Source organism: Emticicia fontis (genome assembly GCF_054779675.1).
On the sequence record NZ_BAAGXU010000064.1, the window covers coordinates 350,811 to 371,973 of the forward strand.

General features: G+C 36.0%; 19 protein-coding genes. 12 read left to right on the forward strand and 7 right to left on the reverse strand.

The features are described 5' to 3' along the window. Together ACYVFA_RS25305 and ACYVFA_RS25310 are read left to right on the forward strand one after the other, a co-directional pair. The coding region (locus ACYVFA_RS25305; RefSeq protein ID WP_460474650.1) for a DUF4142 domain-containing protein at positions 1-548 on the forward strand (548 nt) is incomplete at its 5' end. A 2-nt stretch (positions 549-550) separates the two neighbouring features. Continuing rightward, on the forward strand, positions 551-781 hold the full coding sequence (locus tag ACYVFA_RS25310; RefSeq protein ID WP_460474651.1) for a DUF2188 domain-containing protein: 231 nt from the start codon (positions 551-553) through the stop codon (positions 779-781). A gap of 63 nt (positions 782-844) precedes the next feature. On the opposite strand, the gene ACYVFA_RS25315 is transcribed toward ACYVFA_RS25310, so the two are convergent. Further along, positions 845-2,107 (reverse strand): asparagine synthetase B, encoded by a 1,263-nt coding sequence (locus tag ACYVFA_RS25315; protein ID WP_460474652.1) that lies wholly within the window; start codon positions 2,105-2,107, stop codon positions 845-847. Between the two features lie 205 nt (positions 2,108-2,312). Between ACYVFA_RS25315 and ACYVFA_RS25320 the strand changes: the two genes are divergently transcribed. Both ACYVFA_RS25320 and ACYVFA_RS25325 read left to right on the forward strand, forming a co-directional pair. Further along, positions 2,313-2,666: a YciI family protein gene (locus ACYVFA_RS25320; RefSeq protein ID WP_460474653.1), complete on the forward strand. Its 354-nt coding sequence runs from the start codon at positions 2,313-2,315 to the stop codon at positions 2,664-2,666. A 2-nt stretch (positions 2,667-2,668) separates the two neighbouring features. Then, positions 2,669-3,931, forward strand: a complete 1,263-nt coding sequence (locus ACYVFA_RS25325; protein WP_460474654.1) for an RNA polymerase sigma factor — start codon at positions 2,669-2,671, stop codon at positions 3,929-3,931. Positions 3,932-3,956: 25 nt separating this feature from the next. Here the strand turns inward: ACYVFA_RS25325 and ACYVFA_RS25330 are convergent, their stop codons facing one another. Continuing rightward, positions 3,957-5,519 (reverse strand): zinc-binding metallopeptidase family protein, encoded by a 1,563-nt coding sequence (locus ACYVFA_RS25330; RefSeq protein WP_460474655.1) that lies wholly within the window; start codon positions 5,517-5,519, stop codon positions 3,957-3,959. A gap of 258 nt (positions 5,520-5,777) precedes the next feature. Here ACYVFA_RS25330 and ACYVFA_RS25335 point away from each other — a divergent pair, with 258 nt between their 5' ends. Continuing rightward, positions 5,778-7,019, forward strand: coding sequence for an ABC transporter permease (locus ACYVFA_RS25335; RefSeq protein WP_460474656.1), 1,242 nt, complete (start codon positions 5,778-5,780; stop codon positions 7,017-7,019). Positions 7,020-7,150: 131 nt separating this feature from the next. Further along, entirely contained in the window at positions 7,151-7,510 is a 360-nt protein-coding gene (locus ACYVFA_RS25340; RefSeq protein ID WP_460474657.1) for a DUF2304 domain-containing protein, read from the forward strand. A 92-nt stretch (positions 7,511-7,602) separates the two neighbouring features. Here ACYVFA_RS25340 and secG read toward each other — a convergent pair whose 3' ends face one another. The 3 genes from secG to ACYVFA_RS25355 form a co-directional block, all read right to left on the reverse strand. Then, positions 7,603-7,980, reverse strand: a complete 378-nt coding sequence (gene secG / locus ACYVFA_RS25345) for a preprotein translocase subunit SecG (RefSeq protein WP_460474658.1) — start codon at positions 7,978-7,980, stop codon at positions 7,603-7,605. A 56-nt stretch (positions 7,981-8,036) separates the two neighbouring features. Further along, positions 8,037-8,699 carry a hypothetical protein gene (locus tag ACYVFA_RS25350; RefSeq protein WP_460474659.1) on the reverse strand — a complete coding sequence of 221 codons (663 nt, stop codon included), beginning with the start codon at positions 8,697-8,699 and terminating at the stop codon, positions 8,037-8,039. A 391-nt stretch (positions 8,700-9,090) separates the two neighbouring features. Beyond that, complete coding sequence (locus ACYVFA_RS25355; RefSeq protein WP_460474690.1) at positions 9,091-10,035, reverse strand: malate dehydrogenase; 945 nt, start codon at positions 10,033-10,035, stop codon at positions 9,091-9,093. Positions 10,036-10,381: 346 nt separating this feature from the next. Between ACYVFA_RS25355 and ACYVFA_RS25360 the strand changes: the two genes are divergently transcribed. The 3 genes from ACYVFA_RS25360 (at position 10,382) to ACYVFA_RS25370 (ending at position 11,900) form a co-directional block, all read left to right on the forward strand. Further along, a complete protein-coding gene (locus ACYVFA_RS25360; protein ID WP_460474660.1) occupies positions 10,382-10,813 on the forward strand; it encodes a YkvA family protein in 432 nt (143 codons plus the stop codon). A 91-nt stretch (positions 10,814-10,904) separates the two neighbouring features. Further along, on the forward strand, positions 10,905-11,084 hold the full coding sequence (locus ACYVFA_RS25365) for a Sec-independent protein translocase subunit TatA/TatB (protein WP_460474661.1): 180 nt from the start codon (positions 10,905-10,907) through the stop codon (positions 11,082-11,084). A 525-nt stretch (positions 11,085-11,609) separates the two neighbouring features. Next, entirely contained in the window at positions 11,610-11,900 is a 291-nt protein-coding gene (locus ACYVFA_RS25370; RefSeq protein ID WP_460474662.1) for a hypothetical protein, read from the forward strand. Between the two features lie 75 nt (positions 11,901-11,975). Here ACYVFA_RS25370 and ACYVFA_RS25375 read toward each other — a convergent pair whose 3' ends face one another. After that, complete coding sequence (locus ACYVFA_RS25375; RefSeq protein WP_460474663.1) at positions 11,976-12,590, reverse strand: IMPACT family protein; 615 nt, start codon at positions 12,588-12,590, stop codon at positions 11,976-11,978. Positions 12,591-12,761: 171 nt separating this feature from the next. On the opposite strand from ACYVFA_RS25375, the gene clpB reads away from it, so the two are divergent. Beyond that, a complete protein-coding gene (clpB, locus tag ACYVFA_RS25380) occupies positions 12,762-15,380 on the forward strand; it encodes an ATP-dependent Clp protease ATP-binding subunit (RefSeq protein WP_460474664.1) in 2,619 nt (872 codons plus the stop codon). A gap of 63 nt (positions 15,381-15,443) precedes the next feature. Here the strand turns inward: clpB and ACYVFA_RS25385 are convergent, their stop codons facing one another. Then, a complete protein-coding gene (locus ACYVFA_RS25385; protein ID WP_460474665.1) occupies positions 15,444-18,392 on the reverse strand; it encodes a T9SS type A sorting domain-containing protein in 2,949 nt (982 codons plus the stop codon). A 223-nt stretch (positions 18,393-18,615) separates the two neighbouring features. On the opposite strand from ACYVFA_RS25385, the gene ACYVFA_RS25390 reads away from it, so the two are divergent. Next, positions 18,616-20,541, forward strand: coding sequence for a helix-turn-helix domain-containing protein (locus tag ACYVFA_RS25390; protein WP_460474691.1), 1,926 nt, complete (start codon positions 18,616-18,618; stop codon positions 20,539-20,541). Positions 20,542-20,778: 237 nt separating this feature from the next. After that, positions 20,779-21,120 (forward strand): LytR/AlgR family response regulator transcription factor, encoded by a 342-nt coding sequence (locus ACYVFA_RS25395; RefSeq protein ID WP_460474666.1) that lies wholly within the window; start codon positions 20,779-20,781, stop codon positions 21,118-21,120. Positions 21,121-21,163: the final 43 nt, after the last annotated feature.

Below are 21,163 nucleotides of genomic sequence, written 5' to 3' on the forward strand. Positions count from 1 at the left end.
GAATGACATCATGTAATTCAAATAAAAGCGAAGACTCTAAAGATTCAACAGAACAAGTAAACAACGAAGCGATTGATGCCACTGCTCCAACAGATTCAGTAGCTAGTGCCCAGAAAGATGACGCAGAATTAGTGGTCGATTTGGCCGGTGGTGGAATGTTTGAAGTGGAGTTGGCAAAAGTGGCTGTTAAAAAAGCTACTTCTTCTGAAGTTAAGAAATTTGCGCAAATGATGATTGACGATCATTCAAAAGCAAACGATGAACTGAAAACCTTAGCAAGTAATAAAAATATCGTTCTACCAACTACTTTGCCAGATGCACATCAAAAAACATTAAATGAAGTTTCTGAAAAAAGCGGTAAAGATTTCGACAAAAAATATATGGACGAAATGGTAGACGACCATAAAAAAGATATTGATAAGTTCCAGAAACTAGCTGACAAAGGTAACGATGCAGATTTAAAAGCATTTGCTTCCAAGACGCTTCCAACTTTGAATCATCATAAAGAAGAGGCGGAAAGAATCGAAAAATTGACAGATAAAATGTAAGAATGAGAGTAATAAGTGTTCTCTTAACGAATACAACTATGCCTTGGTCAAAATCAGATTATCCGCCGTCGATGAAAAATCTTACGGCACCTGTCAGAAATAAAGCGGTTGAAATTGCCAATGCTTTATTAGAAGACGGTAGAGAAGAAGGTTCAGCAATTGCAATTGGCACTTCAAAAGCAGAAGAATGGGCAAAAAACAGAGGCAAGAAAATTAAGAAAGAAATAGCTTAACTCAAATAATTGATACAAAAATGCCCTTAAGATTAATCTTAAGGGCATTTTTAATAATTTCTATTAAGTTTTTAACTTTTTCTTCTTTGCGGCAGGAAATAAAACATTATTTAGAATCAATCGGTAACCTGCTGAATTGGGATGAAGATTCAAATCTGTTGGTTCTTCTCCTACATAATGCTGATAATCTTCTGGGTCATGACCACCATAGAAAGTCCAGAAACCTTTACCCTTGGTGCCATGAATATAGCGTGCTTCGCCCAAAGAGCGATTTTCAGCCATAGTAATTACATCAGGTTGAATATATTGCTTTTTGAAGGCCGTTGTTTGCCCCATAAAACCTTTGATAAGGTTTGCATGATTTTGGGTAAGCATCGTAGGAATGGGATCCCATTTTGCGGAAAACTGGAATAAAGAAAAATAATCATTTGTTTCATTTACCCCGCGTTCTTCCTGTTGATTATCAATCGTTGAAAATTCCATTTCATAAGGATTCATATATAATCTGAAGTTCTGGAAAGCGAAACAGTTTTCAAAGTTCAGCTTCTTATCCGCATTAGGATCTGCACCATCACCATCATAAGGAGACTCTACAATATCAATACCATCTGCAGCTAAAGCAATATCAAAAGTATCCGTTGCATTACACATGGCAAACATATAGCCACCTCCCAACACAAAGTCACGTATTTTTTTTGATACTGCTAATTTCAAATCCGGGATTTTCTGAAAATTATACTTTCGGGCAATAGTTTCTGCTTCCTGCTTTTGCTCCTGATACCACGCCTGTCCACGCATACGTAAAAATTTACCGAATTGCCCTGTAAAATCTTCATGATGCAGGTGCAACCAGTCGTACTCAGGTAATTTATTATCTAATACTTCTTCATCGAATATCTTATCGTAAGGAATCTCTGCATAGGTTAAAACCAATGTCACGGCATCATCCCAGGGCTGGGTAGTCTTTGGTGAGTAAACCGCTATTTTAGGCGCTTTATTCAACTTTACGGCATCCATATTCGCATCAGGTGAGGCAATCTGTGCTAAAATCGATTGCGATTCAGCATCTGAGATAGTCTCATAGCTCACACCTCTGATTACACATTCATTGATATAACTTTGAGATGCTTCAAATAAGAAACTCCCACCTCTGAAATTCAATAGCCATTCAACCTCTGTTCCATGTTCTTTCAACAGCCAGAATGCAATACCGTAGGCTTTCAGGTGGTTTTTTTGACTCTCGTCCATCGGAATCAGGATTTTATTGGCAAATACCTGAGAGACAAACGAAATGGAAAAACATATTAAAATTATTAATTTCTTCATGGGCAAAACCGGATTAATTTGAAATATTACAGCAATCTTTATACCAATAAACGAAAAAAAGATAGCCATATTGGATGATGACATTATTTTCAGATTCATCAACTAAGCAATTTAATTTTTTTTTTCTTATGATTGTCCTAAACTTAAAAATTGATTCGTCTTCAGAGCAAAATTTAATTTATTAACCGTTTAAAATTACAGAATCATGGAAAAATTTATGCTTATCTTCCGCAACGAAATGCAAGTCGAGTCAATGTATGAAAATTTTTCACCTGAAGACATGCAGGCGGAATTACAAAAATGGAACACCTGGATTGGTGGAATTGCTGCACAGGGCAAACTGATAGCTACCGATGCACTTTACCCTACAGGTAAGAGTGTAAAAGGGACAAGTCATATCATAACAGATGGCCCTTATACTGAAGCTAAAGAAATTGTAAGCGGTTATATGCTTTTGAAAGCAGACTCAATTGAAGAAGCCATTGAACTATCAAAAGGGTGCCCAATGTACGACTATGAAAGTGTAGTAGAAGTAAGACCGATCCAGAATTTTGAATAATATTGACTGAAAGCAGTAAATACGAGCATATCAATCAATTAGTTAGTCATCTTTTTCGCCACGAAGCGGGAAAGATGACTGCTGTTTTAGCTCGTATGTTTGGTTTTGACCGTATAGAGATTGCAGAAGATATAGTGCAGGATACACTCCTGAAAGCCTTAAAGGAATGGCGAACCCAAATACCTGATAATCCATCTGCTTGGCTGTATAGAGTAGCTAAAAATCAGGCACTTGATTTATTAAGGAGAGAAAAACTATTTGGCGAAATCAGTCAGGAACTAACTTATTTATCAGAACAGCAGGAAAATACATTAGGTAAACTATTTTTATCTGACGAAATAGAAGATAGCCAGCTTAGAATGTTATTTGCCTGTTGCCATCCTTCAATTGCTTTAGAATCGCAGATTACACTAAGTCTCAAAACTCTGGGAGGTTTGAATGCCTCTGAAATTGCGCGGGCTTTCCTGATAAGTGAAGATACTGTGAATAAGCGGTTGTATCGGGCAAAAGAAAAAATCCGAAGTGAGAATATCGTATTAGAAGTCCCTCAATCAAAAGAATTAACCGCTCGGCTGGAAGTAGTACTAAAAATTATTTACCTGATATTTAATGAAGGTTATAGTTCTTCGCATTCAGACCAGCTAATCAGACATGATTTATGCGAAGATGCCATTCGAATTGGTCTGCTTTTAACCAGAAATCAATTAACGAATCTTCCCAATACCAATGCACTTCTGGCGCTCATGTGCTTTCAGGTGGCACGTTTTCCTGCAAGACTTGATGAAAAAGGAGCCATTGTCTTACTGAAAGATCAGGATAGGAGTTTATGGGATAATTTCATGATTTCACGAGCCTATGAGTTTTTCAGAAGATCGTCGGCCGGTAATGAAATCAGTGAATATCATCTTGAAGCTGCTATTGCATCCTATCATGCTTCTTCTGAAAGTTTTGAAAAAACCAATTGGGAAGTAATTTTAAGATTATACAATCTATTAGCAGATATAAAGCCTACGCCATTTATTTGCCTGAATATAGCCATTGTAAAAGGTTATGTGTATGGAGCACAAACAGCACTAGAAGACCTGGGAAAAATAGAAAATCTGAGCCAGCACTACATATATCAGACAACAAAGGGAGATTTATATGGAGAGTTAAAAGATTTTACTTTAGCCCAACAATGCTATGAAAAAGCCTTAAGTCTGGTTATTTCAGAGCCAGAGAGAAGATTAATTGAGAAGAAATTAAACCAAATAAAAGGCCTATGATGTGCATCACAGGCCTTTACAATTATTAATCTAAACCGCCTTTACGTGTTGGAGACCTTTTAGCAGGCCATGTGCCTGGCTCTCCTTTTTCGTTAAGTGGTAAAATACTTTTTTCTGTCGAAGTTCTCGTAGGGTCTTCACTTGCCTGATACGCCAGAATAGCCGCCAGAATAGCGTTATTACGCACATCGTCAAAAACAATCTTGTCATAAGTATCACGGTTTGTATGCCATGTATAAGTACCATACGACCAGTTCAATGAGCTTAATGAGAAGCCGGGAGCACCTGCTGCTACGAAAGAAGCAAAGTCTGACCCACCACCACCTGGTGCACCAGGGAAACGGGTCTCTAAACCTTTTTTATAATCAGCTGGTACTTTTGATAACCAACGGCCAATATAATCATACGCGTGTAAATAACCCTGTCCTGTAATATTTACAACCCTGCCAGTACCATTATCCTGATTAAACAAAGCTTGCAGGTTTGATACAATTTCAGGATGATCTTCTACAAAAGCTCTGGAACCATTTAAGCCTTGTTCTTCACTTCCCCAATGGCCTACCAGAATGGTTCTTTTAGGGTTAGGGTAATATTTCTTCAATAAACGCATCGCTTCCATCATCACGATTGTGCCTGTACCATTATCTGTTGCACCAGTACCACCATCCCAGGAATCAAAGTGAGCTGATAGCATTACATATTCATTAGGTTTCTCAGTTCCTTTAATTTCAGCAATAGTATTGAATGTTGGCACCACACCTAGTTCTTTAGAGTCAGCGCGAACACTGATTTTCGGTTTAATACCCGATTCTGTTAATCTATATAAAAGCCCATAATCTTCTACCGAAATATCAATGGTTGGGACAGTTTTAGTATTTGCGCCAAAAATTTTATTCGCACCAAAACCTTTAGACCAATAACACATCACAACTCCTACAGCTCCGGCTTTTTCTAAAGCCACCGGAAGGGTACGGGTTGTATAACCAGTTTTGCTGATGCGTTTTGTCCAGGCATCTGTCTGGGCATTGCGGTTGGCTTTCATTTTCTCGAATGATTCTTTCGTACCAAACTCTTCCCAGTTATAATCAGGGCGACCAGTTGGTTGATTCATCGAAATCATTACAAATTTACCTTTTACATTTGGTAACCATTTCTGAAATGCCAGTGAATCTGCCAAATCAGGAATAATAATCGTTTCAGCCACAACTTCCTTGCCTTTGGTGCTTGGGCTCCAGGCCAATTGCATCCCTTCTAATGATTTCACGCGTGGCGAAACCATATCAATATGCGACACGCCTCTTTCCCAGCCGCGCCATTCACCCCATTTCTCATTTCTGGCCGGGATTCCCATTTCTTTGTACTTGGCAACTGCCCAATCATGCGCTTGTTGCATTTGTGGAGAGCCTACCAGACGCGGGCCTATGCCGTCCATTAATTCATGAGCAATTTTTTCTAGTTGAGAGTTTTCTGTTTCTTCCTTAATAATGTTGGCAATAACAGGGTCTTTCGAGGTCTCTTTGTTTTGGGCAAAACTAAAGCTACCAGAAAGCATGATACCAACTAAAAGAGAACGGGTAGTTTTTTTCATGAAAGAAATTTGTTAGATGAGGTTATTTGAAATACCTAAATTAAGTGTTTCTCGGTTTATTTTGGTTAATTTTATTTAAAAGTATTAAATGAAGCCTTGCTTTCGATAGAAAAGAGACGATTCGTCCGAAAATAATGATAAACGGCTGAATCAAATATCTCATTGGTTTGTAGGTTTCAAAACTCTTATGGAACTTTGTAAATATAAATGATGCCTCTGGCAGCACTCTGTTCTCTCCATTTTTTAAGCGAGTATCAAATGAATTTACAAGAAAACGTCCGGGAAGGACTTCGGTCTATACAAGGAAATATGCTCCGTACAGTGCTTACTGCATTGATTATTGCCATTGGTATTACCTCGCTGGTTGGTATCCTGACGGCCATAGATGGCATGCAAAGTTCGGTAGATAATAGTTTTGCGGGCTTAGGAGCCAATTCGTTTGATATTAAAGGCCCAAGAATGTGGAGACGCAGAAGTGGGGGAGTGGAGGACAAAGATTTTCCGCCTATAGATTATCGTCAGGCTAAATTATACAAGACTTTATTTCAGGGCAAAACGCCTGCTACTATCAGTATATATACGAATGTAGCAGGGGCAGCACAATTGAAGTATAAATCAATCAAAACCAACCCAAATACATTGATACGTGGAATTGATGAAGATTTCCTGACAATTAAAGGTTACAAATTGCAAGCAGGTAGAGATATTAATAAGAATGACATTGAATTTACGAATAATGTAGTGATTTTGGGGAATGAGCTCTCCAGTTTATTATTCCCGAAAGAAAACCCGATTGATAAAGATATTACCTTGCTTGGTTTAAGATTTAAGGTAATCGGTGTGATGGAGAAAAAAGGAAGTATCAATGGGGGAGGAGACGACCGTGTAGCTCTGGTACCTTTAGAAACTGGCCGCCAGATTGCAGGTAACAGAACATTAACTTTTGATATAACTACCTCTGTACCTAATGTATCAGATATGGATTATATTATGGGCGAAGCTGAGGCTGTGATGCGACGTGTGCGGAAAGATCCTATCAGTAAGCCTAAATCATTTGAAATGGAGCGTTCAGACGCTTTAGCCAAAGATTTTGAAGATGTAACAGGCTATCTGAGAATAGGAGGTTTTGGGATTGGAACTATCACTTTGCTTGGTGCGGCAATTGCACTAATGAATATCATGATGGTATCAGTAACAGAGCGTACCCGCGAGATTGGTATCAGAAAAGCTATTGGTGCTACACCATTCAAAATACGTTTACAATTCCTGATGGAAGCCATTGTAATTTGTATCCTGGGTGGAATCGGCGGTATTATACTCGGTATATCCGTCGGGAACGTGATTGCCAAGCTGATTAGTGAGAAAAGTAGTTTCATTGTGCCTTGGGGATGGATGATGATGGGAATTATTGTCTGTGTAGTGGTTGGTATTATCTCAGGAATTTATCCGGCTTATAAAGCCTCAAAATTAGATCCTATCGAATCTCTTCGTTACGAATAAGTGAAGCTATAAAAAAAATAATAAAGGGTATAGAAAGCAGTTTCTATACCCTTTATTATTTCTGACGCTTTTAAATGTATTTTTTTTAAATTTACTTCTATTATTTTTAAATCTACATTATCAATCACACCATGGCACGTATCCAGATTATCACCATTGTCATCAATTTCTTTTTCATTTTATCAATTGCTTATCTGATAGTAAAAGGAAAATTGCGGGAGGAATATGCGATTGTATGGTTAATCTGTACGATTTTTCTGGCAGTTTTTTCTATCTGGAGAAATGGACTAGAAGTAATTTCAAAGTTGTTTGGGGTATACGAAGCACCCAATCTGGTTTTTACGGGCTTTATCTTTATTATATTGATTTATCTTTTGCACCTATCTATAGTCAATTCAAAGCTGCAAAAGAATATGACTAAACTGGCGCAGGAGATTGCCTTATTAAAACAGGAAAATGAGCAAAAGGCGAAAGCAGATTCAATTGAATAACCTAAAAGCTAAAGATATTAATCAAGACATTATAAAAACCAAAAGCCCTGATAATCAGATTATCAGGGCTTTTTAAATATCCTTTAAAACGCTTATTTCTGCGGTTGAGCAGGAGCTGGAGTTGTATTGGCAGGAGTTTGAGCCGGAGCAGTTGCTGGGGCTTGTGTCGGTGCTGGAGTAGCTGCAGGACGAGTCTGGGTTTTTTCAACATTCAGGCCATTGTCTTGTGTACCGGCAGTACCGCTTTTGTCAATAAAAATACCTGAAACCAAAGCACCTACAATGATAAATGCAAAGAAACCCCAAGTAAGTTGTTCTAATAAATCCCCTGTACGTTGCACACCAAACATTTGTGAACCAGCACCACTAAACTCGCTTGATATGCCACCACCTTTTGGATTTTGAATTAATACGATTAAAACTAATAAAATGGCAACAATAACCATCAAAACTAAGATTGTAGTGTACATCTTTTCAAATAAAAATTAAATTGACCAATGATTTATCTCGAAAAAGCGCCTCTTTATCAGAGAATCTTCTTTTCTAATTCTGCTATTTTTTCTGCAAAGTAAGTACTTTTTTCGGGATTTTTTGCAATAAGTTTATGATAAACTTCTATAGATTGTTCAAATCTTCCCTGGCGGGATAAAATTTTGGCATAACTCTCTGTCAGAAGCGGCCCTTTCATAGTTGTACTACGCTCACTCAGATCCTCCACTTCTTCGGGAGGAATGTTTGTACGTATAGGCTGAATACGGGGTTCTTTCTTTATAAATTGCTCAATAAGCGCCAGTTGTTCTTCTTGTATATTACGTAGAGCAGGCTTGGCAATAGATTCTATCAGTTCTTCTTCCAACTTTTCACGGTTTAGTTCCTCCTCAATGGAATCAGGCGAAAATTTAACTTCAATGGGTGTATCAATTAATCTGGCAGTAATATTGGCGTTCCAGTCAATATCATTTTCTATCACTTTGCGAAGTGCATTTCTGCTTAATGCATAGATGGCAGCTTTGCGGATAGCATCATGGGCGATTTCTGGGGCTTTGGTGTAAATTCCTTTAGCAATCATTGTATAGCCCAATTGAAAATATGGATACTTTTTGGTCATATTTTCCATGAGCATAATATCGTTAAGACTTAACGACTGCGGATTGTTCAGGAAGTCGATAAAGTTATTCTTGTCAAGCATTTGTAAGCACGGTTATAGAAACAATTAGGGATATAGCTTTTATATTAGGATTCTTAGCATGTGTTTAAATTTTGTTTTTCTGATTGAAAAGAATAAGATTTTTTAGCTAGACAAGCGGACGTCGCGCGGGCGCATTTTGCAGATGTAGCCATCGGACCGCCGAAGCGGCAGCAACATCGAAAAAATGCAACGCGGTATAGCTGGAAAAGATGTTCTTTTCAGTCGGAAAATAAATTTTAAACATACTTTTACATCAAATTTAAGAATAAAAACAACAAATTTATTGTTTTGTTTCAATAATTGCTTCTAGAAAAGAAAAATCTCGCAGTTATTATACTACGAGATTTTTTGTATAAAAAATCAGTAATAAATCGTATGTTCTGTTAGCCGGTTAGATGCTCAAAGTGCTCAAAACATTGTTCATGTTTCTTACTGCATCAGCCGATTTTGCAAAAGCTGCTTGCTCTTCCTGATTCAGACGATAGTTAACGATTTTCTCCCAACCATTTCTGCCTAAAACAACCGGCACACCTAAACAGATATCTTTCTGACCATACTCACCATTCAATGAAACTGATGCCGGTACAATACGTTTTTCGTCACGGATGATTGCTTCTACCATTGAGCAAGAGGCAATACCCGGTGCATACCATGCAGAAGTTCCTAAAAGACCTGTTAAAGTAGCACCACCAACCATTGTATCAGCAGCAACTTTAGCCAAAGCTTCTTTAGAGATAAATCTACTTGCCGGAATACCATTCCAGGTAGCCAGACGCGTCAATGGAATCATAGTTGTATCACCATGACCACCAATTACGTTTGCGTGTAAATCTCCTTGAGAAACACCCATCGCTTGTGATAAATAATAACGGAAACGTGAAGAGTCAAGCGCCCCACCCATACCAATCACACGTTTTTTGTTCACACCCATTGACTGAGCTACTTGCAATGCAAGGTAAGTCATTGTATCCATTGGGTTTGATACAATTAATAAAATAGCTTTTGGAGAGTGTGTAAGAATCTGAGTAACTACACTTTTCACGATACCCGCATTGATACCAATCAATTCTTCACGAGTCATACCCGGTTTACGAGGCAAACCAGAAGTAATAACAACCACATCAGATTTTGCTGTTTTGGCATAATCATTAGTTGAGCCGATTATTTTAGTATCAAAACCTTCTAATGAAGCCGTTTGCATCAAATCCATTGCTTTCCCTTCTGCTGCTCCTGGTTTGATGTCTAGCAATACTACTTCATCAACTATCTGTTTGCGAGCGATGTTATCGGCGGTGGTTGCTCCTACAGCACCTGCACCAACTACGGTTACTTTCATTTGATAATAATACCCCATAAATGCCCTTAGCAGAGCTTGTTTGGTTGGAAACATCTCATGTTTTGGGGTAATTTATTTACATGAAGTTTCATAAATATTTTAAATAAATAAATGTAATAATTGAGCTACCAACTTTTGATTATGAACTAATCGGGGCTTTTTTCTTTTATATGCAATAAGAATAAGTACTTTAAGCGGTAGCTAAGAAATTTTGCCCCAAATTTATTGGACAAAACTAATATAATACAAGGTTTTTAAACGTTTTTTTTGTATTTTTTCTTAAAGCCTTACCTTTTTTTGTAAATTTAACGTTTATATTAGTAAATAAAGATTTATAAAAACTTAAATGGCATCAGACACCAAAAACTTGCTTATCAGAGTATTAGAATCAGCCTTTTATAAAAGTGCTTTGAAAAAAGCCCCAAGATTGGCAAAAAATGCAGGTAGCCTGCTTAAACTTTTAAAAAGTGCGCTTGTCAAAGTACAAAGCTTAGGAGTAGGGGCGACGTTTGATGTACTGCGAGACAAAGTTGTTTTATTAGGTGGATTATTAAAAGCCTATGCAACAGGCGAATATAGAAATATTGAATTACCGAATCTGCTAAAAGTCGTTGCCGGATTTATCTATTTTATCTCCCCAATCGATTTGTTACCAGATTTCCTGCCTTACGTCGGCCTTGCCGACGATGTCGCTTTGCTGATGTTTATTATTAAAAGTATCAGTGATGAACTTGAAAAATTTGAACAATGGAAAAAAGCCGTGCCTCAGCCGGAGTAAGGTATTTAAGAGGAATTTAATTTTTTAGTTGTTCGAATTTCGTTTATATTTGTGTTAAATTATTGTAGAAAACATTTAAACTAATTACGTCATGTTTGGTCTTGGAACAACAGAGATGGTTTTGATTTTAGTAGTTGTCCTTTTCTTCTTCGGAGCTAAAAAACTTCCAGAATTAGCTCGTGGATTAGGTAAAGGTATCCGTGAATTCAAAGATGCTTCTCGCGAAGTAAAAGATAATATCGAAAAGGCAGTTCAAGAAGATAACAAATAATATTTTCTCATTCAGCCCTAATCTATAGAACAATAGCATTCATGTTTTTGCATGAATTGCTATTGTTTTTTGTTTATAAACTGCCCATTTCTTAAGCTTATATATAAGTGCTTTCTCAAATGGCAGGAATCCATAAACCCTGCATTCTTTCAATAGAATATCTTCAGCCCGATTTTTTCTCTTCTTGCAATTGCTGAATTTTTTGAAACGATTTAGAAAATCGTTTTACAGCACTTCTATAGCATTATCTTAAAAAAATTATATTCTTTTATATAAATACTTGCAATGTCTTGAATACATGATTTTGTAAGATTTGCAACTTTTTTAGATATAAAGCTTATTTTCTTAACATAATTTTGCTGATTTGTGAAAATAATTATTGTACTATTCTAATATTAAAAGATACATAATTTAGAAGTGTGCCAGAATATTATTTGGTGATATTATAAATTGACAAAATTTATTTAAAAATACTTGACAAATACTTAATAATTATTTTACATTTGTACATCAAACAACAAAATCATGAGAAATAACATAGACAAAGAAACTTACACATGGACAGTTAAAGTATTTGGTCTCCTAGGAACCCTACTTTTATTGGTAAATATTTACCTTTATTTCTCAACGAATCCAGCTCATGTGATGGCATTTAAGTTTTCTAGTGCTGTGATGTTTTTGTTGCTAGCCGTAGTAGTATGGCTAAGATTAGAATACCTTAAAGTATTTAAAGTAGCTGTTTACAAAGCACGCCGTGTACCTATGTGGGCATCTATCTTTGTATTTGTAGCAGTTGCGTTTGCAAGACTCTTCTAACAAACTATAAATTAAATAATGAAAAACTAAGCAGGATTTTGTCTTGCTTTTTTTTTGCCTGTAAAGAAAGTAGTTTTATAAGGTAGATAAGTATTTTGTGCTGATATTATCAATCTTTTCCATTTTTGACAATACTTGGTTCAGGGTAGATTTTCTTACTTCAATTGTCAATGCACAACGGTTGTCATAATTCTGGTTACTGATTTTCAAACCAAACTCTTTTACCACTTTCATTACATCATTCATTGCTTCAAAATCGAAGCTTATTTCATATACATCATTTACTGTCTTTTGTATCATTTCCGCTTCTGCCAGAGCCTCTATAGTTGCCGATTTATAGGCATTAATCAAACCGGGCACACCCAATAGAGTTCCACCAAAGTATCGCACCACCACCACTAAAATATTAGTCACATCCTTCGATAACAATACATTTAAGATTGGCCTACCTGCCGAACCTGATGGTTCTCCATCATCATTTACTCTGAATTGGCTTCTTTCAATACCTAGTCGATACGCATAGCAATGATGATTTGCTTTAGGGTGTAGTCCACGCAGCGCATCTAAATACTTTTTTACCTCTTGTTCATTGGTAATGGGATAAGCGAAAGCCAAAAACTTACTTCCTCTATCTTTAAATAATGCCTCTGTGGCTTGTTTTATGGTGGTATATGTATCGTCGAAAAGCATATCAATCTGAAATAAGTGCCAAAAATGCAAAAATTGTAAGAATATTCACGAAAAACTGTCTTTTTGTCTTTCTGTTTTATGTAAAAAGTATTATTTCCTGTCAATTTTTCCGAAAACAATCTATCTGCACATTTTTTGTTGATAGAGATGCAAATACAAAATTGTTGAAAGATGAATTTTAATCAATATACCATAAAAGCTCAGGAGATTATCCAGCAGGCTGTTCAGATCGCTCAGGGCAATATGCAACAGGCAGTTGAAACCGGACACTTGTTAAAAGCATTGTTAGAAGAAGACGCCAATACATCGTCTTTTTTATTGAAAAAGTTGAATGTGAATGAAAACTTATTCACAAATCGATTGGAGAGTATTGTCAACGGCTATCCGAAAGTGAGTGGCGCACAACCATACTTAGGTAATGATTTATCAGCAGCGCTGGCAAAATCTCAGAGCTATCTGAAAGAATTTAACGACCAGTTTGTAAGTGTCGAACTACTTTATCTGGGTTTGGTAGCAGGAAAAGACTCCGTAGCAAACTTGATGAAAGAGGTCGGCTTTAAAGAGAAAGAACTAAAATCCACTATACAAGAATTAAGAGGTAAAAACAATCCAGTGAAAGACCAAAACGCAGAGAACACTTATCAAGCCCTTGCACGCTACAGCAAAAATCTGAATGATTTAGCCCGTCAAGGCAAAATTGACCCCGTAATCGGACGTGACGAGGAGATTCGTCGTGTGTTGCAGATATTGTCACGCCGTACCAAAAATAACCCGATTCTTTTAGGCGAGCCAGGTGTAGGTAAAACAGCAATTGTAGAGGGGCTGGCACAAAGAATAGTTTCAGGCGACGTACCCGAAAACCTGAAATCAAAAACCATTGTATCATTAGATATGGGTTTATTGATTGCAGGAGCAAAATATAAAGGTGAATTTGAAGAACGTCTGAAAGCAGTTATCAAAGAAGTAACAGATTCAGAAGGAGAGATGGTATTGTTTATTGACGAGATTCATACCCTGATTGGCGCGGGTGCAGGCGGTGAGAGTGCAATGGATGCAGCCAACTTATTAAAACCGGCCTTATCACGTGGTGAATTACATACCATTGGTGCAACTACTCTTGCCGAGTATCAGAAATACATCGAGAAAGATAAAGCTTTAGAACGTCGTTTCCAATCAGTAATGGTAGACGAACCAAATGTACCGGATGCTATTTCAATCTTACGTGGTATCAAAGAAAAATACGAATTACACCACGGGGTACGTATTCAGGACGATGCCGTAATTGCTGCCGTAGAATTATCAGACAGATACATTTCAGACCGTTTCTTGCCAGATAAAGCCATTGATTTAATGGACGAAGCTGCTTCTAAACTACGTCTGGAAATGGACTCAATGCCAGAAGAACTAGACGAATTGAATCGGAAGATTATGCAATTAGAGATTGAGAGAGAGGCAATTCGTCGTGAGAATAACAAAGACAAAGAAAGTATTCTGAATAAAGAAATTGCCGATTTAAGCGAAAGACGCAATGAGTTAAAAGCTAAATGGGAAAACGAAAAAGGCTCAATCAATGAATTACGTTCGTTGAAAGAACAAATCGAGCAATTGAAATTAGAAGCTGACCAGGCCGAACGTGCAGGTGACTATGGAAAAGTAGCAGAGATACGATACGGTAGACTATTAGAAGCCAATAATAAACTGAACGACATTCAGAAACAAGCTGATAATACCCATTCAACCTTATTAAATGAAGAAGTATCAGCTGAAAATATTGCTGAGGTAGTAGCTAAGTGGACCGGAATTCCGGTGGCTAAGATGCTACAAAGCGAACGTGAGAAATTATTACACCTCGAAAAAGAATTACACAATCGTGTAGCCGGGCAAAACGAAGCCATCACAGTAGTAGCCGATGCCGTGCGTCGTTCACGTGCAGGCTTGCAAGACCCTAAACGCCCGATTGGTAGTTTCTTATTCCTGGGGCCTACGGGTGTAGGTAAAACAGAATTGGCAAAAGCGCTTGCAGAATATCTATTTAATGATGATAATGCACTGGTCAGAATAGATATGAGTGAATATCAGGAGCGCCATGCTGTAAGCCGTTTGGTGGGAGCCCCTCCGGGATACGTTGGATATGATGAAGGGGGACAATTAACAGAGGCTATTCGTCGCAAACCGTATAGTGTTGTTTTGCTCGACGAAATAGAAAAGGCTCACCCAGACGTTTGGAATATTTTATTGCAGGTGCTCGACGAAGGCCGTCTGACCGATAATAAAGGTCGCGTGGCCAATTTCAAGAATACCATTATTATCATGACCTCAAACATGGGTAGTAATATTATTCAGGAAAAATTTGCCGAAATCGAAAACTGGAATTATCACTTAATATTGGAAGAAACCAAAAATGCGGTATTAGACCAGCTAAAAACCTTTGTAAGACCTGAGTTCCTGAACCGTATTGATGAAATTGTATTGTTTGAACCTTTAACTAAGGATAACTTACATAAAATCATCAGTATTCAGTTCAAACAGATTCAAGCGCGTGTGGCAGAGCAAGGCATAACCTTGGAAGCAACTGAAGAGGTATTAGCTAAGTTAGGAGACGAGGGATATGATCCGAGTTTCGGCGCAAGACCCTTGAAACGCGTATTACAACGCAAAATTCTGAATGAACTCTCAAAAGATATTTTAGCCGGAAAAGTACATAAAGATTCTGTGATTATGATGGAATTGGATAGCGACGGTGAGATAATCTTTGAGAATGTAGGTAATGGTGCACTAGAGATTGAATAATAGCTAAATGAAATAGATGCTTAATAGCCGTTGATACTATCAGCGGCTATTTTTATATCAACATTACCGGCTAATAATTAGCTTTTCCTTTTTTATTATTATTCCCTTATTATCTAATAATTCAATTATATAAGTTCCTGGACTGAAGTTTTTGCTAATTTCAAAGTTAGAAACAAACCGACCCTTTTCGAAATTAGATTGAAGCATAACTAATTCTGTTTTTTGTCCTTGTACGTTTGTGATGTTGATGCGTTCTATACTTTCTCTGGGACTTTTTATACTTAATATATATTGAGTTAGTGGATTAGGAAAAAGTATTGTGTTGTTTGCTATATCTTCGTCTGCTATGAATAAGTAGTCAAGTACGTCTACGGAAAGTATGCTACTACCTGAAGTATAAATATCAGTTCCTGTCCAACTATAAGATACCCAACAATTCTCAGAAAAAGGAGAGATTCCCACAATCTTACCTTCTTGCAGCTGACAAGAACCTTGGACTGAATCAATCTTAAAACTTATATTCTCGGTAGATTCGAATCGCACTACAACCGGACGATTAGGATATATTACCTCTCCTTCAACACTTATTGAGAAAGGAGGATTCCCTTTTTGAACTGTAAATTCACGGCTTAAATAAGGTTCACCACCATTTATGGATTGTGCATATACAGCCACTGTGCCTTCTTTACCAGTAAAAAACAAGGTTTGATCATTAATATAGGCTACATCAGCGTTTTCAGGGACAAGTTTTAGAATAGCCTGAGAACTATCTGAAACAAAAATATCTAGTTTAATAGACTTGTTTATGGCATCTTTCGCATATAAAGTCCAAAAGCCGAAAGAATAATTTTCTCGTTCTTTTTCAAGATTATTAATAGTAGCCCATACGGTTTTCTTATAGCTGTATTTTTTGAGATTATTAGATTCAATGACTAATAAGTCCTGGTTGGGTAATACATCAAGTTCATAAATAGAATTGTAGTTGGTTGTAAATTTTATTGAGGTATTAGTATCTTTATCTATAGAATTTTTAGTAGAGTTGTAGACCAGAAAGGTGTTATAATTTTTCATAAAAACACCATATTTATTGATAAAAGAATAAGCTGGGCTATTATTTTCAAGTTTATCAAGATAAGAGAGTTTGACCAATTTATCATTTTCAGTTATTGCTATATTATTGCTAGTGTAGCATCCTTCGCCACAAGTAAGGTTACCCCAAATAATAATACTATCTTTATTAAATATTGGATATAAGCCTCCATAGAATGCTCCACCGGGAATTGTAGTATAGGCATTGCTCTCGCCTAAAATATATTTTTTGCGCCAAAGCACCTTCCCTTTTGAATCCAGTTTATAAAGGCTATCAATATCATAAGAAAAGAATGTCTGGCCGAGATAAATATTTCCTTGCTTGCTTACCAGCATAGAACCTACTTTAATGTTCTTTTTTATTCGAAAAGTTGAGTCAATTCTAAAGTCATAAGTGTATCTGATTAATGAATCGGTTTTTACATAAAAATGCTGTCTTACTACATCATAATAATAGATAGGCTTACCCTGAAAAAACTTCTTGGTGTCTAGCAAGATGCTTTGATTTTTACCGTCAACTTTTAAGTAGTTGTTTATAATATATATGCAATTATTGCAATCATCAGTTGATCCCATACTGTAGGTCGCAATTAAAACATCAGTATCATTTAGTTGATAAAAACTATTGGTTCCTGCTAAAATATGAAGTGAATCTGGCGTACGATAAACCTCTTCATCGTTATTGTTATATTTAATATAAGTGCCATTGGGCGAGTAATAATAAACCCAATAACTGCTATCTGCCAGTGTTTGTACTTTTGTTATGTTATAACTTTTTTGGGCTACCTGAATCTTATAAGGATGTTCTTGAATACTTAAATCTCGAGCGTTGACCGTTCTTAAGGTATTGGCGCTATCAGAAAATACAAAAGATTTATTTGAGGTTGTCTGTAAATCATCTGGACTCTGGAGTAAATAGTGGTTTTTGAGATTAAGTACTTTTTCCGGACCACTTGTTTGATAGATGATAGTTGCTAAACCTGAGTTGGTTAAATACCATGTATTTTCAATGTTGTTTATTTGATAATAATCATTCCCTATGTTATTAGTAATAAATGCTAAATTCTGAGTCTCCATTAATCGGAAGTTTGATATAATTCTTCCTTCTAAATTATACTTAGCCGCAAGAGTCAAAGTATCTTCGAATTTGGCATATTTGATAATAAATTCATTTGAAGAAGTAAAACTGATATTAGGAGAGGTAGTATCATGAAATCTACTGACTTTCAAATCTTGGCTTTTTTTTGCCCATTTTAGATATTTGTTAAAATCAATCTCATCAGCAATGGGTAACTGATAGAATTTTACAGTTACATCTTGTGAGCCGTTTACCATCTCAAAGATATTAACTTTTTTAGTTGTAGTATCTAAATTAAAGCTTATAATCTGATGATTTCGGGTGGAAATTTTAGTGAGCTTTCCAGTAGCAAATTCAAATAAAAATATTTCTCTTTGTATATTAAGACATGAAAAATAATTACCAATAATAGTTGGTTTAAACTCAGAGTATTGATAGTATTCTGGTATTTCGACACTTTTTATTTCTCTCTTTCTAGTAGAAAAATTATACTTTAATATATTGACCATAGTTGGAGTTGGATCGGAAAATGATTGCGAGGGTTGATATAACCAAAAACTGTTTTCTTCCTGCCAGTTTTCAGGCAATAACCAGTTACCTTCAAAGTTTTCAATAATATTCCCTTCTTTATCCACTAATAATAAGGTCAGACTATTCCCTATGCTGGTTCTAACCAGAAAAAAATCTTTAATCACACCTATTATTTCTTCTTTTTTGAAAAGAGGCATAGCAAACCTGGCAAGCTCGAATCTGAACGAATTATCGGGCAGATAAAGCTTTTTTTGAGCAAAAGAGGGAAACGAAAAATAGAAAAATGTAAGAATCAGAAAGAAGTACTTTTTCATAGGCAAAAGATATTTGTAATCAAAATTAGAATATAGTATAGCTTTTACCTAAGGCACTTATTGTATTAATTATTTAACGGTTGACTTTATTTATTGAAGAATATTGCCTTTTTTCGTATTTTCTAAGATTCACAAAAGCTTTTGCTTTATATCGAACAAATTTATTTATTTTTGTATATGTTTAAACCGTTAGCTTATCTGTAAAATACTTTGATTGATTGAAGTGAATATGACAAATGCCGAAAAAGTGTTGATAGAAAAGCTTGATAGAGTACTCGAAAATAATTTTGATAATTCCTCTTTTTCTATTGAAGATATTTGTCGGGAATTGGGTATCAGCAGGTCACAGTTATATCGTATCTTAAAAGAACACTTTAATCTTTCTACTTCATTATATATCCGCAGACGAAGGCTGCTTAAAGCCAAAGAATTATTGGTCAGTAGTGAACTTAAAATTGCTGAAATATCCTATAAAATAGGGATAGATAGTCCACAGAATTTTAGTAAGTATTTCACGCAGGAGTTTGGTCTTAGTCCTACCGAATATAGAAAAAATTATCAACAATCTGAACTTGGAGTTCTTCAGAATAGCATTGCAGATAAACCAGCTCCTAAAGCTATCAATACTTCGAAAAGACAACGAAAATTTATCTACTTTGTTACAGGTTTGGGTATTCTATTATTGAGTATTTCAGGTGTCTATTTTTGGCAAACTTATTCGAGATCATTATCAAGAGAAATACCTGATAGCAACTTTCCGACCGGAATCACAGACAATTCTATTGCTATTCTGCCATTTAAAAATTTAGGCGATTCTACTACTAATTATTTCAGCGAGGGAATTATGGAACATATTCATAATTCACTGGCTTCTTTTGATGACCTGAAAGTGATTGCTACGGCTTCATCTAATAAATACTTGCATACGCAAAAAAATATAGCTCAGATTGCCCGTGAACTTGGGGTACGTTTTGTATTAGAAGGAGCCGTTCTACAAATTGATAAACAATTGAGTATTACTATTGAATTGATTAATTCGAAAGATAGCAGGGTAGTATGGGCAAAAAAGTATAATGGTGATACCAAAGACGTATTTACTTATATGAGTCAGGTGGCAGAAGGTATAGCGGGTGAGTTAAATCAGAAACTAAATAATGGCTTTGCGCAGAAACTTAATAAAATACCAACAAAAAATTTGTCTGCGTATAATGAATATTTGCAGGGGCGACAGTTGATGCAATCACGAAGCAAAGAAAAAATACAGGCAAGTTTATTGAAATTCACTAAGGCTATTGCACTTGACCCCAATTTTGCAGCAGCTTATGCCGAAAGGGCAACGGCATATTTTCTGATGGCAGATAGTCATTATTCAGATATTGAAGCTTCTATTAAATTATCCGAACAAAATGCACAGAATGCTATAAAATTGGATGCAGAAAATGCTATAGCTTATTCGGCATTAGCGCATATTTACCGAGATAAGAATAAATGGAAACAAGCCAATGACGCTTATCTGACTGCCCTAAAATATGAGCCGAATAATGCTCTAGTAAATTATTGGTATAGTTTGATGCTGAGATCAACCGGACAACTAGCCGAAGCTATCAGATATAGCACTAAAGCTGTTAGTTTAGACCCGCTCCATCCTGTTATTTTCGCGGGGCATATAGTTAATTGTATATATGGGAGGAAATTAGAACTTGCTGAAAAAAGTATTAAAGATGCGGAGTTGCTCTTCAATGACTCATGGGTTTACTATTGGGTGAGGGGAGATTCTTATATAGCAAAAAAGGATTATTCTTTAGCTTTGAAGGAGTTCAATAAAGCTCGCGCGCTCAATCCCGAAGTCAAAATAATTGAATATTTTATTTTCTATTGTAAAGCCAGATTAAGAGAGGTAAGAGAGGTAAATAATTATCTAGCCTCTTTAGCAGATAAGTCTGAAAACTATCCGGCTCTGGCAATGATTTATATGGGTTTAGATGATAAAGAGCATGCCCTTTATTATCTGCAAAAAAAAGCAAAAACAGGCACAATTCCTACTGATTTGAAGGTAATGCCTATCTACAATATCCTTCATGGCGATAAAAGATTTGAAGAAATTCTGAAAAAATTTGACCTTTCCGGCCCGATAATCTACCCAAAATAATCTTCAGCTTAATGGCTTCATTCTACTCTGTTTTTCTGCGTATTTTAAACAAAGTCTGGTAATTTGATTGAATAATTTATGTCTGCAACAATATACTAAGTGATTGAACAAATAAACTAACATCAAAACTACTTCAAGTTTTAAATTTGATGCGTCAATTTTAGTATATAAACATGCTTATGACTATATATAAATGTTTAGCTGTTTTGACTCGGATAGTAAACCTAAACAAAGACCATGAAAAACAAAGATTTAATTAAGATTGGTGGTTATGAAAAAATTTCTCCTACCAATATAATGATGCTCAAAGCAGATAGTAACTATACAATTATTTATCTGGTAGACGGGAAACAAATCTTAAGCTCGACGAATATTGGTATTCTTGAAAAACGTCTGAAAGACTTTCTCTTCTTTCGCCCTAACCGCTCTTTTGTAGTCAATCAATCATTTATTTCAAAATTTGTGGATAAAACTCAAACGGGCAGTTTTGCGGTAATTGAGTTAAAAAATAAAGAACAAATTCGAGTCTCAAGAAGAAAAGTAAAAGGTATAGATACTGGATTGTTTCAGAATAAGTAACTTTAACCAATTTCTATCAAGAACATCAACTGTTATTTCAATG

Coding starts and splice junctions, on each gene's coding strand:
- ACYVFA_RS25350 (WP_460474659.1), bottom strand. CDS start 8,699: ATGCTTGACAAGAATAACTTTATCGACTTCCTGAACAATCCGCAGTCG.
- clpB (WP_460474664.1), top strand. CDS start 12,762: ATGAATTTTAATCAATATACCATAAAAGCTCAGGAGATTATCCAGCAG.
- ACYVFA_RS25365 (WP_460474661.1), top strand. CDS start 10,905: ATGTTTGGTCTTGGAACAACAGAGATGGTTTTGATTTTAGTAGTTGTC.
- ACYVFA_RS25375 (WP_460474663.1), bottom strand. CDS start 12,590: ATGCTTTTCGACGATACATATACCACCATAAAACAAGCCACAGAGGCA.
- ACYVFA_RS25370 (WP_460474662.1), top strand. CDS start 11,610: ATGAGAAATAACATAGACAAAGAAACTTACACATGGACAGTTAAAGTA.
- ACYVFA_RS25310 (WP_460474651.1), top strand. CDS start 551: ATGAGAGTAATAAGTGTTCTCTTAACGAATACAACTATGCCTTGGTCA.
- ACYVFA_RS25395 (WP_460474666.1), top strand. CDS start 20,779: ATGAAAAACAAAGATTTAATTAAGATTGGTGGTTATGAAAAAATTTCT.
- ACYVFA_RS25340 (WP_460474657.1), top strand. CDS start 7,151: ATGGCACGTATCCAGATTATCACCATTGTCATCAATTTCTTTTTCATT.
- ACYVFA_RS25335 (WP_460474656.1), top strand. CDS start 5,778: ATGAATTTACAAGAAAACGTCCGGGAAGGACTTCGGTCTATACAAGGA.
- secG (WP_460474658.1), bottom strand. CDS start 7,980: ATGTACACTACAATCTTAGTTTTGATGGTTATTGTTGCCATTTTATTA.
- ACYVFA_RS25330 (WP_460474655.1), bottom strand. CDS start 5,519: ATGAAAAAAACTACCCGTTCTCTTTTAGTTGGTATCATGCTTTCTGGT.
- ACYVFA_RS25320 (WP_460474653.1), top strand. CDS start 2,313: ATGGAAAAATTTATGCTTATCTTCCGCAACGAAATGCAAGTCGAGTCA.
- ACYVFA_RS25360 (WP_460474660.1), top strand. CDS start 10,382: ATGGCATCAGACACCAAAAACTTGCTTATCAGAGTATTAGAATCAGCC.
- ACYVFA_RS25385 (WP_460474665.1), bottom strand. CDS start 18,392: ATGAAAAAGTACTTCTTTCTGATTCTTACATTTTTCTATTTTTCGTTT.
- ACYVFA_RS25315 (WP_460474652.1), bottom strand. CDS start 2,107: ATGAAGAAATTAATAATTTTAATATGTTTTTCCATTTCGTTTGTCTCT.
- ACYVFA_RS25355 (WP_460474690.1), bottom strand. CDS start 10,035: ATGAAAGTAACCGTAGTTGGTGCAGGTGCTGTAGGAGCAACCACCGCC.